10 protein-coding genes are annotated in these 14,434 nt (G+C 63.4%); 8 read left to right on the forward strand and 2 right to left on the reverse strand.

What is annotated here, in order from left to right; genetic code table 11:
- Positions 1-102 precede the first annotated feature (102 nt).
- Positions 103-3,651 (reverse strand): pyruvate formate lyase family protein, encoded by a 3,549-nt coding sequence (locus AC07V8_RS10860; protein WP_494677795.1) that lies wholly within the window; start codon positions 3,649-3,651, stop codon positions 103-105.
- A gap of 261 nt (positions 3,652-3,912) precedes the next feature.
- On the opposite strand from AC07V8_RS10860, the gene AC07V8_RS10865 reads away from it, so the two are divergent.
- From AC07V8_RS10865 to AC07V8_RS10880, 4 genes are all read left to right on the forward strand, one after another.
- The gene (locus AC07V8_RS10865) at positions 3,913-5,082 is read left to right on the forward strand and encodes a JmjC domain-containing protein (protein WP_494721459.1); all 1,170 of its coding nucleotides are present in this window, start codon (positions 3,913-3,915) and stop codon (positions 5,080-5,082) included.
- A 472-nt stretch (positions 5,083-5,554) separates the two neighbouring features.
- On the forward strand, positions 5,555-6,514 hold the full coding sequence (locus AC07V8_RS10870) for an alpha/beta hydrolase (protein WP_494677793.1): 960 nt from the start codon (positions 5,555-5,557) through the stop codon (positions 6,512-6,514).
- Between the two features lie 164 nt (positions 6,515-6,678).
- Positions 6,679-7,377, forward strand: a complete 699-nt coding sequence (locus AC07V8_RS10875) for a dienelactone hydrolase family protein (RefSeq protein WP_494677792.1) — start codon at positions 6,679-6,681, stop codon at positions 7,375-7,377.
- 165 nt (positions 7,378-7,542) lie between these two features.
- A complete protein-coding gene (locus AC07V8_RS10880) occupies positions 7,543-8,799 on the forward strand; it encodes an MFS transporter (RefSeq protein WP_494677791.1) in 1,257 nt (418 codons plus the stop codon).
- A gap of 88 nt (positions 8,800-8,887) precedes the next feature.
- Here the strand turns inward: AC07V8_RS10880 and AC07V8_RS10885 are convergent, their stop codons facing one another.
- Positions 8,888-11,428, reverse strand: coding sequence for a S9 family peptidase (locus AC07V8_RS10885; RefSeq protein WP_494677790.1), 2,541 nt, complete (start codon positions 11,426-11,428; stop codon positions 8,888-8,890).
- A gap of 248 nt (positions 11,429-11,676) precedes the next feature.
- Here AC07V8_RS10885 and AC07V8_RS10890 point away from each other — a divergent pair, with 248 nt between their 5' ends.
- The 4 genes from AC07V8_RS10890 (at position 11,677) to AC07V8_RS10905 (ending at position 14,302) form a co-directional block, all read left to right on the forward strand.
- Positions 11,677-11,940: a ParD-like family protein gene (locus AC07V8_RS10890; RefSeq protein WP_494677789.1), complete on the forward strand. Its 264-nt coding sequence runs from the start codon at positions 11,677-11,679 to the stop codon at positions 11,938-11,940.
- Positions 11,937-12,731 (forward strand): type I methionyl aminopeptidase, encoded by a 795-nt coding sequence (gene map / locus AC07V8_RS10895; RefSeq protein WP_494677788.1) that lies wholly within the window; start codon positions 11,937-11,939, stop codon positions 12,729-12,731. The genes AC07V8_RS10890 and map overlap by 4 nt, the downstream gene beginning before the upstream one ends.
- Positions 12,732-12,904: 173 nt before the next feature.
- On the forward strand, positions 12,905-13,522 hold the full coding sequence (locus AC07V8_RS10900) for a DJ-1/PfpI family protein (protein ID WP_494677787.1): 618 nt from the start codon (positions 12,905-12,907) through the stop codon (positions 13,520-13,522).
- A 243-nt stretch (positions 13,523-13,765) separates the two neighbouring features.
- The gene (locus AC07V8_RS10905) at positions 13,766-14,302 is read left to right on the forward strand and encodes a DUF2058 domain-containing protein (RefSeq protein WP_494677786.1); all 537 of its coding nucleotides are present in this window, start codon (positions 13,766-13,768) and stop codon (positions 14,300-14,302) included.
- Positions 14,303-14,434: the final 132 nt, after the last annotated feature.

The following is a 14,434-nucleotide window of genomic DNA, read 5'->3' on the forward strand; positions in this document are numbered from 1 at the left end:
ATATACGTGCCTGGCTCGGTCAGATGCTTCGGCGTGTATCGAAGCAAGCGTGCGGCAGGGGCGGCCGGCTGTACGGCGCGGCCGCCCGCACTGCACTGCCGGCTACTCTCCGGGCGTGAAATACTGCCGGCGCTGATGCTGTTCCTGGTGCATCGGAAACATGGTGGCATAGAACTCAGTCCAGCCGCCCATGCGCACCCGCACCAGGTTGTAGCGCTCCGGATCGTTCACTGCCGCCTGGTAGGTGGCCAGGTCGGCGCAGGTGAGGGTGATCAGGTTGGAGCCGGTTTCGCCGCGCGCGTAAGCTTTCACAAAACGCTGCAACTGCTGCAGCGGGAAATCCTCCTCGATGTTCATGTCGACCGGCGAGGCGTTCGACAAGCCGTATTCGATGGAGTCGACGCGCCAGCTTTTCAGCGCCTGGTAGATGTTGCGGAAGGCTGGCGCCGGCGGCAGGTCTTGCGGCGCGGGCACCGGCGACAGGTCGGAGGCGATCGGCATGCCGTTGCGGCGGCCGTCGGCCGAGGCGCCGCAGGGCAGGCCGTCGCCGACATAGCCTTCGAAGGTGCCGATGCCGGGCGTGATCACGAACTCGGCATTGCCGTAGGTGCTGGCGATGCCATCGAGCACCGGCTGCAATGCCGGATGCGGCTTGCGTATCACATCGACGCAGATGCGCACGGTGTGGTCCATGACCCATTTTCCCAGGGCGTCGACCTCGGCGTCGCCGCTGCCCCACTTGGGCAGCGCCAGCGCCGCGTTGCGCAACTCCTGGTAGCGGCGGCCGCGTTCCGCGGCGTCGGCCGGACCGAGCAACTGGCTTTGATAGGGCTCGATCATGTTGAAGCCCCAGTCGTTGATCAGGCAGTCGACCAGTTCCGGCAAGGTGGTGAGGGCAGTGGCGGGATCGAACACCAGCTTCTGGATTGCATACAGCGAATCGATGGTGTTGGAGACGCCGACGCAGAGCGGCGCGATCATGTTGAAGCGGGCGCCGCCGGCGGTCAGGTCGCGCCCGGATTCGGCGCAGCCTTCGATCAGCGCCGACAGCAGCGGGCTGGGGCAGATACCGGCCAGGTTGCCGAAGCCGCCCAGGATCACGTTGTAGCTCTGGATCGTGATCCACTCCAGCTGCTGCAGGAAGATCTCTTGCAGCATCTCGAAGCTGGCGATCTCGGCTGCCGGCGGCGAGCGGAAGGTTTGCTTCAGCCCGCGCAGGTAGACCGGGCCGGCCTCGCCGTAGCAGGCGCCCTGGTTCAGGGTCTGCTCCAGCGCCGTCATCGGCGTCACGTTGTTGAAGGAAAAGCCGGTGGCGCCGGCCAGCATCGGCTCGTAGCAGCCGTCCGCCGCGTAGTCGCGCGACCAGCGCAGCGTCACCTGGCTGCCGGAGGCATGCAGCGCCCTGCAGAGACGGTCGTCCTGGTACAGGATCGGATGAGCGCCGCCGGCCAGCAGGCATTTGGCGGCCTCGTCCATGATGTCGTCCGGAATGCCGTCGTACACCCGCAGCGACAGCGTCGGCGCGTTGACCGGGATGCGCCGCGCTGCTTTCAGGCACAGCATGGTGACCGGATTGACGCCCCCGGTCGGGGTGGCGTCGTCATTGGCGATATAGCCGCCGACCGTGATCTGCTGCACCCACTGGTTGATGCCGCCGCCCTGCGGGAAATTGCCGCCGTAGCCGCAGACGGCGGTGGTGCCGTAGTTGACATAGTCGGTCACCAGGCCGCGGTTGACGAAGGCATTCTCGCCGATCTTCAGCCACAGGCAATCGACGATTTCCTGCGCCCGCTCGGGAGCGATGTTGTCGCGTTCCAGCAAGGGCCACAGGATCTGGTCCAGCCGTCCCAGCGAGGTCAGCTCGCCCACCAGGTGCAGGCAGCAATGGAAGGAAAACACCAGCTGCACGCCATCCTGGAAACTGAGCGGCGGCTCTGTGCGCAGGCGGTGCAGGCGGGCGGCGACGTCGCGCATATTGGCGGCGTTTTCCTCGGTGCCTGAGCGCTGCGCGGCGTTGGCGGCGGTGTCGGCCAGGGTGGCCCAGTTGCCCAGGTATTCCTGCACGCCTTCCAGCGACAGCATGGCTGAAATATAGAATTCCAGCCGGTCTTTCAAAGCGCTGTCGCCGGGATTGTCTTGCTGCAGCAGCGCAGTCGCTTCCATCTGCCGCTTCAGCTCGGCGATCAGGCCGCCCAGTCCCAGCGTCACCAGTTTCTGGTAATGCGGCACCACGTGGCCCATCGCCGACCATTCGTTCAACTGGCCCTTGAGCCAGGCCGCCACGGTTTCGTCCTGGTTCAGGTAGGGCACCACTTCCTTGCCGCGGCCAAGGGTGAAATCGGGAATCACGCCGACCAGCAGTTCTTCCGGATAGATGCGCAGCAAGCCGTTGCTGCGGGCGATATCGGACTGCGGACTGGACAGCAGGCCGGCCAGCGTCTTGTGATTGGCCAGCCCCTTGCGCAGCGCCACGGAAGAAGTCAGCGACGGCGCTTCCGCCTCGCTCACCAGTTCCGACAGATGCGGCAGGCGCGGGAAAGGATGGCGCTTGAGCCAGCCGTCGTTCCAGTGCGAAAACGCGCGTCCCAGCAAGGTCAGCAGGCGCGGGCTGGGCGGATCGCCGGCAAGGTACTTGCCTTCGCTCATCTGGTGCAGATAGTCCTGGCCGTTGTAGAACAGGTAGCCGTTCTTGCTGCGCACCTGCCAGTGCGGATCTTCCTGGACATCGTCGATGCCGGCCGCCGGCACGTTCAGCTCCTGTGCATTCGGCACATACCAGTAGCTGCCGGCGATACCTTGCACCACGCTCATCAGGCGGTCCGCCGGCCGCTCCGGCAGCTCGCCCATCATGTGCTTGATGATGGTTTCGAAGCGCGGCTGGGCATTGCAGAAGGCGACGAACATCAAGCCTTTCTCGCGCGCGGCGCTGCCCGCATGTTCGCCGAACGGCAAGGCCTGGCGCAGCAGCTTGAGGTTGTCGCCGTTGCTGTCGAGTACGTGTACGCGGCGGATGTGCGCGTTGTGATCGTGCTGCGGCAGGATGGCGCCGGCCGGATCGCGGCCCAGCATGGCGTCCTGGGCATCGGGCAGCATGTCGCCGATGCTGCTCCATTCGAACAGGAATTTCTGCGTGAAGCCGTAGCAGGCGCCTTGGAATTCGCCGTCGACCAGGATGTCGGCCGCCAGGCTGACCGGATCGTTGGGATTGGTGATGCCGTCCAGGTAGCGTCCGCCCATCACCTTGCCGTCCGGCCGTTTGCCGACCGCCAGGATCTCGATCTGCGCCGCCAGCGCTTCCAGCCCGGGGCGCACGCTTTCCATCAGCTGGGCCGCGGCCGCGGCGTTGTCGGCTTTCAGGTAAAGCAGGACATCGCCGCCGCTGTCGCGCAGCTTGGGCGAGTTGTTCAGCACCGTGCGCGATACCGGAATATCTCGGTCGTGCCAGCCGCCCCACAAGTTGGGATCGAAGGCCGCCACCAGGCCGGCCTTGGCCGGCGATGCCTTGGCCGCCTGCGCCAGCGAACGGATCAGGCTGAGCAATGCCGCTTCGGTGGCCTGGCTGTGGTCATGCAGCGTGATGGTGGCGATCTGGCCGAAAATGGCCCGGGTCAACAGGCCGTACTGGGAATGTTTGATAGCGTCGATAAACATCTTGAGATCCTTATCTGAACGTGGCGCGAGGCCGTGGGAGAGCGATTGCCGCTGGCAGCGGACCGGTGTGGCTAGCTTGTTTTAATTTCTTTGAGGAAATTTATTTTATCGGAAAGCCATGCCGCGGATAGTGCCAATCTGCAGCTACTGTCAAATTTGACAGTAGCTGCTCCCGTTATATTGCAATATGGAAATATTAAGTCTAGTCTTTATGCAAAGCAGTCAGGCTCGGGGCTGGTCCCTGAATCGACGGGAGTGATGATGAAAAAGCTGGGAATGGCTGATCTGATCCATCCGCTGACGCTGGATGCTTTCATGGCGCGCTACTGGCAAAAGAAGCCCTATGTCGGCCACGGCTCGCCGCAGCGCTTTGCCGAAATCGCCGCCATTCCCGAGCTGGCCAGCATCGATGCGCTGCTGGAAGCCTGGCGCGGCGACGCCGATGCATGGGCCCCGCGCGACACCAAGAACCCGCTGATCAACGCCAGCGCGCGGCAACTGCCGGCGTTCTACGAGAGCGGCTACACGCTCTACCTGAGCAAGGTCGAAGACCATGTGCCGGCGCTGGAGCCGATCGCGCGCAAGCTTGAGCGCGACCTCGGCCTGCGCCGGGACGATGTGTATTTCGAAGCCTTCATTTCCAAAGGCACCGGTTCGGGCTTTCATTTCGACCCGAACGTCACCATCAACATCCAGCTGATCGGCGCCAAGCAATGGTGCGTCGCAGAAAACAAGCACCTGGTCAATCCGCATGTCGGCTGGTCGGCCGGCGCCGCGGTTGACGAACACATGCAGCGCTATGCGCGCCAGCCGTTCCCGACCCGCATGCCGCCCGGCTGCCGGCGTTTCGAGGCCCGGCCCGGCACCCTGGTGTACCTGCATCCGGGCTACTGGCATTGCACCCTCAACCACGAGCCATCCCTGTCGCTGCTGTTCACCATCAATCCGCCGTCCTGGACCGATTTGCTGATGGATGAAATCAGGGACCTGATGCTGAAACATGACGCCGGCCGCGAGCTGGCCTTCGGTCTCGCGTCCACTGCCGGCCATGAACAGAAGCGGCAACGCTTGCAGCACCTGATCGAAGCCGCCGGCGCAGCAGTGGCGCAGCTGTCGGCCGACGACTTGCTGGCCGACTGGGGCGGCGCGCTGACTGCCTCGTTTGAACGCAATCCGCAGATCGCCTGCCGCGTTGACGCCGGCCGGGGCGGCCAGGATGATGTGCTGGTGATCCAGTCCGGCCGCAAGCAGGAGCGCAGCGTGCTGGCGCCGGATGCGCGCCAGGTGCTGAAGTGGGTCAGCGCGCGCAAAAAATCTTTCCATGGCCACCAGGCCGCCGAGGCGACCACGACCGTGGCGACCACGCGGGTGGCAGAAATACTGGAACAGTTCGCCGATGCGGGCTTGATCTTGAGGGAGGGTAGGGCTTAGTGGACTGTAACTGCCCACTGGGCGAGAGACTCCTGCGGCGCTGCCGCGGGAGCGCCAGGGTCGTCAGCCGGATCGGATGCGATATGGCCGACCTGACCTGACCTGACCTGACCTGACCTGACTGTCACAAGAACTTATAGCTGGCGCCGACGGTAAAGAAGCGGCCGCGCGGATCGCCCTGCAAGCTGTTCTGGTCGATCTTGTAGCCGCCGGTGCAGTACCAGCTCAGGGTGCTGGAAACATTGCGGTAATCCCAGGTGAGCTCAGTGGTGCCGCGCCATGATGATCGACGCCGCCGGAGAGATTGGCTTCCAGCGTCTTCAGTACGGGACTGCGGTAACGAAAGTTCATGCGTTCGCGCAGAATTCAGGATTCGCGGCTATGCTCTTGGCATCCGTCAAGGCCAGGCAATCCCGTCCGGGATATGACCGAGCCTGCGGCAAACCTTGACTACCCCGGCGGAATGTTTGAAATGGACACCATGAAACGGCGCACCCTGTTAGGAATCGGCATGCTTGGCGCATCGGCGCTGGCCGGCCCTCGGCAGCTGTACGCTGCGGCTCTGTCTGCCGAAGACACGGAGATTTCTCTGTGGCCCGGCGACAAGCCGCCGGATGGCAGCGGGCCGCAGGGACCGGAGCGGACCAATGCCAAAGGATCGCTCACCAACATCGCGCGCCCGCGCATGGTGGCATATCGCCCGCAGCGCCCCAACGGCAGCGCCATGCTGGTGATCGCCGGCGGCGGCTATGCGCATATCGAGCGCGGCACGGAAAGCATCCCGGCGGCGCGCTGGCTGCAAGCATTGGGCGTCACCGTGTTCGAGCTGATCTATCGCTTGCCTGGCGAGGGCTGGAGCAAGCTCGCGCCGTTCCAGGATGGGCAGCGGGCCATGCGCCTGATCCGGGCTTCGGCGGCGAAGTACGGGCTGGACGCCAGGCGCATCGGCATCATGGGATTTTCCGCCGGCGGCCATCTGGCCGGAACCACCGCCGCCGAACCGGACGCGCCGCGTTATGCGGCGATCGACGCGGCCGATCAGCTTTCCGCGCGGCCCGACTTCGCCGGCCTGATCTATCCGGTGCTGACTTTCATGCCCCCATATGACAATACGCATTCGCGTCGTGAAATCGTCGGCAAGCGTCCGGACCTGGCTGAGAGCGAAGCGTTTTCGGTAGAGCGGCATGTCGGCGCCGGGATGCCTGCCACTTTCCTGGCGCAGGCCGCCGATGATCCGATTTCGCCGATTCAGAACAGCCTGCTGATGTTCAATGCGCTCAAGGCCGCGCGGATTCCGGCGGAAATGCATGTTTTCCAGGAAGGCGGACATGGCTGGGGCCTGGGGCCGGAGGGCAGCCTGGTGCATGCCTGGCCTGGCTTGTTTGAAACCTGGATCCGGCATAGCGGCTGGATGGGATCGGCCCAGGACTAGGACCCCCGGACTGCAATCGCCGGCTTCTGGTAGCATGCTATTCGGGCTTAGACTTGCTCCGGTGCTGACGTTTGCCTGGAGGCGGAGGCCGATGATTTCAGCCGCCGCAAGCTACCTCTCCCGCAATATCCCGACATTCATTCTTCATCCAGATAGGAATCACCATGAGCGTTACCACCAAATGGATAGACATCGAGGCCGCCGACGGCACTTTCGGCGCCTACCTGGCCATCCCGCACACCGGCAAGGGCCCGGGCATCGTGCTGCTGCAGGAAATCTTCGGCGTCAACGAACACATCCGCTCGGTCGCCGAGCAATATGCCGCCGACGGCTACATGGTGCTTGTGCCGGATCTGTTCTGGCGCAACGGCAAGCGCATCGAATTGACTTATGACGACGCCGGCTGGAAGCGCGCGGCCGAACTGATGAGAGCTACCGACGTCGCCAAGGCGCAGGCGGACATCGCATTGACCGTTGCCGCCCTCAAGGCGCAGCCCGGCCTGGAAGGCAAGCTGGCGGTCATCGGCTATTGCTTCGGCGGCATGCTCGCGTATAACACCGCGGCCAACGGCCTGGTCGATGCAGCGATTGCGTACTACGGCGGCGGCATCCAGAACCAGTTGCAGCGCGCCGACGAGATCGCAGTGCCGCTGCTGATGCACTTCGGCGCCGCCGACAGCCACATTTCGCTGGAGGCCGTGCAGACCATCGCCGAGCGTTTCGAAGACAATGACGATGTCGAAGTCCATGTCTACCCGGGTGCCGAACACGGCTTCAGTTGCTCGCACCGCTCCAGCTATAACCAGCGCGCGGCGGCGGAAGCGCATGGCAATTCCTTGACTTTCCTGAGCGATCATCTATAAAACGTACTTGGCCGGCGGCTGGTTTCGGCCGCTACCGCCGGCCTTGCAAAAACGCCATCCTCTGATGAGCGACGTTCCGGAGATGTGTTTTTGCACCCCGGATCACTTTGCAAGAATATTTTCGTGCCGCCACAATATTCCTTCCTGTGAAACGTCTCCAGTGGCATGAACCCAATATCCTCTACCCCGTCTACGCAATTCTCCCGCTACCAGAAATTTGTCGTCGGCATGCTGGCGTTCCTGCAGTTCGCCGTCATTCTCGATTTCATGCTGATGTCGCCGCTGGGCGCCATGATCATGCCGGCGCTGGCCATCGAGCCGAAGCAGTTCGGGCTGGTGGTTTCCGCCTATGCTTTCAGCGCCGGCATCTCCGGTCTGCTGACGGCCGGCTTTGCCGACCGCTTCGATCGCAAGAAGATCCTGCTGTTCTTTTATGCCGGCTTCATCGTCGGCACGCTGTGGTGCGGGCTGGCGCAAAGCTTTGAGATGCTGCTGCTGGCGCGCATCGTCACCGGCTTGTTCGGCGGCGTCATCGGCTCCATCGTGCTGGCCATCTCGACCGACCTGTTCCCGCCGCAGATGCGCGGACGCGTGATGGGCCTGATCCAGACGGCCTTTGCCGCCAGCCAGGTGCTGGGCATTCCGATCGGCCTGTACCTGTCGAACCGCTGGAACTGGCATGTGCCGTTCCTGGCGATGGCCGGCCTCGGCGTGCTGGGCGGCCTGTTCGTGGCCTGGCGCATGCAGCCTGTCGCCGCGCATCTTGGGCTGCCGCAGGAACACAGCCCGTGGATGCATCTGTTCCATACGCTGACCGAGCGGCGTTACCTGATGGCCTTTGCCACCACCTCGCTGCTGACCACCGGCGGCTTCATGCTGATGCCTTTCGGCAGCGCGTATGCCGTCAACAACCTTGGCATCAACCTGCACGACCTGCCGACGGTCTATCTGGTCACAGGCTTATGCACTATCTTTATCGGGCCCTTGATCGGCAAGGCCGCGGATGCCTTCGGCAAATTCAGGGTGTTCACGCTGGGCACCGCGCTGTCGATTACCATGGTGCTGATCTATACCCATCTCGGGCCGACTTCCCTGGCGGGCCTGATTGCCGTCAATGCGATTCTGTTCGTCGGCATCTTCTCGCGCATGATTCCCTACCAGGCGCTGGTGTCGTCGGTACCGAGTGCGACCCAGCGCGGCTCGTTCAGCGCCATCAGCGCCTCCATCCAGCAACTGTCGGGCGGCATCGCTTCGGTCGTCGCCGGCCACATCGTCACGCTCGGCGCGGACGGCAAGCTGCAGCACTTCGATGTGCTGGGCTATGTGCTGGTCGGCACTTCGCTGGCGGCCTTGCTGCTGCTCTGGCGCCTGCAGCGCAGCCTCGGCGCGGCAGCGGCGCCGCTGCCGGCAACGGCGCTTTAATGGCGGATTTTGGCGGCAAAAAAAACGCCAACCGGTGCCGGCTGGCGTTCGTAAGGGCTAATTCTAGCCCCGCTACTGCCGGTTGTTTCTAAGGCGCCGCGGCTGCTACCGCCGGTGCGCGCGGCGGCGCATTCTTCACATAGGTGTCGAACCAGCGCAGCATTTCATACACCAGCTGTTCGTTCGATTCCATCGCTGCATACCAGTGCGGTTCATGCGGCAGCATCACCAGGCGCGTGGTGCCGCCATTGCCGCGGATCGCCTCATACAGCTTGCTGGCCTGCAGCGGCGTGGTGCCCGGATTGGCATCGTCCGCGCCATGCACGATCAGGATAGGCGTCTTCATCTTGTCGGCGTAGAAGAATGGCGAAACCTTCAGGTATACATCCTGCGTTTCCCATACCGAACGCTGCTCGTTCTGGAAGCCGAACGGCGTCAGCGTCTTGTTGTAGGAACCGCTGGTGGCGACGCCGGCCCGGAACATGTCTGAATGGGCCAGCAGGTTGGCGGTCATCAGCGCGCCGTGGCTGTGGCCGGTGACGCCGATGCGTTCCGGATCGGCGACTCCCAGCCGCACTGCTTCGTCAACCGCGCCCTTGGCATCGGCCACCAACTGCTCCATATAGGTGTCGTAGGCTTTCTTCGGATCGCCGACGATAGGGAAGGCGGCGTTGTCGATGATGGCGTAGCCGGCCAGCAGCAGCAAACGGTACTGGCGCAGGCGCGTGAAGGTTTCCTGCGAGCCGGTGGTCTGGCCTGCCTTGGACGCATCGGCGTAGTCGAGCGGATAGGCATACAGGATGGTCGGCACGCGCTGGCCTTCCTGGTAGCCGGGCGGCGTGTACAGGGTGAACGACAAATCCAGGCCGTCGGCGCGCTTGTATTTCACCAGCCGCTTCTTGATCTGGCGCACCACCGGCGTCGGATCCGGGATGTGGGTAATGGCGGCGCTGCTCGAAGCAAAGACGGCTTCTCCGGCGGCGGCGTCAAGCGGCGCACCGATAGTGCGGATGAACGCATTAGGCGGATCCATCACCGACTGGCGCCAGGTCAGGAAATTTTGCGCACCCGCTCCGGCGAAGCCCAGGAACTGCTCGTAGGAGCTCTTGTCGCTGCGGAACAGGCGTTCCGATTTCAGCGTCTTCAGGTCGAGCTTGTCGAGGAAGGGGCGGTCGCCGTCCGGCGAAGCGCCGACGCCGCTGAGGAAGATGGCATCGCCGTCCTGGCGCAGCACCATGGCGCCGTTGGACAGCTGGCGTTTGACCGGGCTGCCCGGATTGGCATATTTTTCATCGGTCGACAAATCCCACAGCAAGCGCGGCTTCTGCTGGGCATCGTCGACATTGACCAGGAAACTGCGCCGCCAGTGGCGGTTGCGATCGTATTCGGTCAACAATGCAAGATCCGCCTGCTCGCTCCAGGAGATGCCGACATAGCGCTGTTCAGTGCGGGTGATCTCCAGCGGCGCCGCATCGAACGGCGCCTTGGACAACATCAGCTTGTCGCGCGCCGGCACCTTGGCCTTCCAGTCGCCGCCGTCGAGCGCTTCGGCCCAGACCAGCGTCGCAGGCTCGGTCGCGCGCCAGGAAAAGTCGCGCGGTCCGAGCGCAACGCCGCCGATCGGGACCCGGTCCGCCAGCGGCAGCGAGGCGATGCGATGCACCCCTATGTTCGGGCGCTTGGCGAGATCCCAGACTTCCACGTCATGCGGAAAACGGTCGGAGGTGGTGACGTAGGAATACGGCTTGCGGATCGCGCTGACCAGCACATGCCGGCCATCCGGCGCAGCTGCCACCGATTCGTAGCGGCCGGCGGCGCCGATTGGCGTGACGGCCAGGCTGCCGGCGTCAACCAGCGCCAGCTGCGCGGCGGCGTAGTAGTCGAACAGATCTTCGTCGTGCGGGCTGCCCAGCGTATCGCGGTTTTCATAGGTGCTGCTCTGTCCTTTGCCGCCGCCCGATTCCTGGATGCTGGGGCCGGCCGGGATCAGCGGTTCCGGCGGCGGCGGACCCATGCGCGCGGGAACCAGCTTGACCAGCAGCGTCTTCTGGTCCGGCATCCATTGCAGTTCGTCTTCCAGCATCGGATTCAGGTGCGCGCCCGGCACGCGCCTGATTACGCCGGTGCTGGCGTCGCCGATCCACAGATCAACCGAATCGGCGGTGATGTTTTCGAAAGCGAAGCGCTTGCCGTCGGCGCTCCACAGCGGCCGGCCGGGGCAGGCGTCCGCCGGCAGCGCGATACGCGTCTGCGCGCCGTCCGGGATATGCACCAGCTCAAAGCTGCTGGCGCAGGGCGTGATGCCGTAGCCGCCCGGGGTATCGTGCTTGCTATGGTTCTTGGGTTCGACCCGTACCCCGGCCAGGCGCAGGAAAGGCGCCGCCACCCGGGAAATCGACGGATAGTCCTGCCAGGACACCAGCAGCATGCGCTCATGCGTCGGGCTCAGCACCGGAACTGGCGGCGATGGCGCGCGCATGACATCGAGGATGTTCTTGGGAGGCTGGTTGTAGCCGGAGGTGGAACTGGCCGCCGTTGCAGGCGCGGCCGGCGCAGCGAGCGCCGCCGACGCGACGCCGGTCGCCAGCAGCGTGACCCAGAGACAGGTCAGGGGGGATTTTATTGCCATTAGTGTCCTCAGTTTTGTTTCGGATGCAGTATGGAGTGTGTCGGCTTGGTAGGCGACCCTACTGATATTGCCATCCGAGATTGAAAAAGGGGTCACTTTTAAAGATTTTTTTAGCAATTCAGCGAACCCCCGGCAGGTGATGAACATGCCGCATCGCCGTGGCCGCATGAAATCCTCCATGGATTCACTGACGGGGCAGATATGATAATATACGTTTCGTATATAAAACGTATATCAGGAAAATCACCATGGGCATCGTCAAAATCTCCGATCTAATGCACGACAACCTGCGCAGCGCGAGCGATGCGCTGAGCCGTTCCATCAACGCCCAGGCCGAACACTGGATGCGCATCGGCATGTTGTCCGAACTGCATCCGGGCCTTTGCCATGGCGATATCTGCCAGCTGCTGATGCGCGCCAGGCAGGCGGGCGACCAGAGCCTGGCGTTCTTTACGCAGGAGCTTCAGCCTCCGCCTGCGGCGCCGAAGCCGGCACGAAAGGCCTTGCGATGAGCCGGCCGGGCATGATCAAGTCGGCGGCGGACATCGCCAAGGCGCGCATCGCCGGCACCCTGGCCGCCGATGTGCTGCGGATGATCGCGGAACATGTCAAGGCCGGCGTCAGCACCGAGGCGCTGGACCGCCTGTGCCATGACTACATCGTCCATGTGCAAAAGGTGATACCGGCCAACGTCGGCTACCACGGCTTCCCGAAGACGATATGCATCTCGGTCAACGATGTGATCTGCCACGGCATCCCATCGCCGAGCGAGATTCTGAAGGATGGGGACATCGTCAACATCGACGTGGCAGTCATCGCGGATGGCTGGTTCGGCGATACCAGCCGCATGTACTATGTCGGCGAGCCAAGCGCGCTGGCGCGCCGGCTGGTCGACACCACCTACGAGGCAATGCGGGCCGGCATCCTGCAAGTGCGCCCCGGCGCGACGCTGGGCGACGTCGGCCACGCCATCCAGAGCGTGGCGCAACGGGAGCGCTTCAGCGTCGTGCGCGAATACTGCGGCCATGGCATCGGCCAGGTCTACCACGAAGATCTGCAGGTGCTGCACTACGGAAATCGGGGGGAAGGAATGCGCCTGAAACCCGGCATGGTGTTCACCATCGAGCCGATGCTCAATGCCGGCAAGCGCGAAACCCGGGCGCTGGAAGACGGCTGGACGGTGGTCACCCGGGACGGCTCCTTGTCGGCGCAATGGGAGCATATGGTGGCCGTGACTGCCGATGGCTTTGAAGTGCTGACACCGTGGCCGGATGGCACGGGTTCTTATGAGGCGATTGCCTGAGCGGCTGCCGCGCCAGGCGGTGATGGGCACTGAGCCCGGCAAGGTTTGTATCCGACTGAATGCCCGTTATCGAGAAAAGAGGTAACTTACAAGTGTGTCACACGCTTTCCGATAGCAGGGAAATCGTGGCCGGCAGCTCCGTTCTCAGAAATTCTACACAGGAAGACGACACCATGCACATCGCTATCCTCACCTTCGAAGGCTTCAACGAACTCGACTCCCTCATCGCGCTCGGCGTCCTCAATCGCGTCAAGAAGCCAGGCTGGCGCGTGTCGATCGCCAGTCCTGCTGCGCGAGTGCGGTCGATGAACGGGGTGGTGCTCGAAGCGCAGGCATCCCTGCGCGAGGCAAGCGCTGCCGATGCGGTCATTGTCGGCAGCGGCATGCTGACGCGGGAAATTGTCGCTGACGCGGCGCTGATGGCGCAGCTGCAACTCGATCCGTCGAAGCAATTGCTGGGCGCGCAATGCTCCGGCACGCTGGTGCTGGCCAAGCTCGGTCTGCTGGATGGCGTTCCCGCCTGCACCGACCTGACGACCAAACCCTGGGTCCAGGAAGCCGGCGTGGATGTGCTGAACCAGCCGTTCTTTGCCAGCGGTAATGTCGCCACCGCGGGCGGGTGCCTGGCGTCGCCTTACCTTGCCGCCTGGATCATCGCCCGCCTGGAGGGGACCGAGGCGGCGGAAAGCGCGCTTCACTATGTTGCCCCGGTGGGAGAGAAGGAAGACTACGTGGCGCGTGCGATGCGGAATATCGCGCCTTACCTGAACGAGAAATTGGCGACCGCTTGAATAAAAAAGCCAGGAGAAAACAAATGTGCGTTCCTGAATTCCCAATGGTCGCCTGGTAACCCTCGCGCTGATTCTCATTAGGAGGGCTAGCAGCAAGCCGCGATCGCGGGTCTGTGGAGTCGATGTTTGCTATGCTAGCGACTTTCCACTGGCCGGCGCCACTGTCCGGGCCGGCCTGCCCTGACCGGGCGTCCCTATACCGGGCGTCCCTGACCGGGCGTCCCTATTTACGGAGCAGCATGTATGGCCTCATTGCAAGAGCAATTTTTGAAAGCCGGACTGGTCGACAAGACCAAAGTCAAACTGGTCAATCAGGACAAGAACAAGCAGAAGAAGGCCGAGCGCCGGAGCGGCACGGCCAGCATCGATGAGACGCGCCTGGCGGCGCTCGAAACGCAACGCAAGAATGCCGACCGCGCCCGCGAACTGAATGCCCAGCGCGATGCGGCCGCCACTCAAAAAGCGATCGCGGCGCAAATTGTCCAGATGGTGCAGAAAAATCGCCAAAGCACGGGTGGGGGCGACATTGCCTACAATTTCACTCACGACAACAAGATCGAACGGCTGTATGTCTCGGCCGCGGTCCAAGCGCATTTGATCGCCGGGCGCCTGGTGATCATCTGCCAGGGCGCGGCCAGGGACCTGGTGCCCAGGATCATCGCCGACAAGATCGCGGAGCGCGATGCTTCGCTGGTCGTGCGGGTGAACAAGACCAGCACCGAGATCGATGCGGACGATCCGTATGCGGCTTTCCAGATTCCAGATGACTTGATGTGGTAGCGCCGGCGCCTGCCTGGTTCAGGGCGGCAGGGATTTGCACAACAAATGGCGAGAGTCCGACGGGCCGACTTTTGCGCTCCCCAAAACAAAAAGCACCAACCTGCATGGATTGGCGCCAAGCTGCCCCAGCTC

The sequence above is a fragment of the Collimonas sp. GW821-FHT02H07 genome (assembly GCF_059421505.1).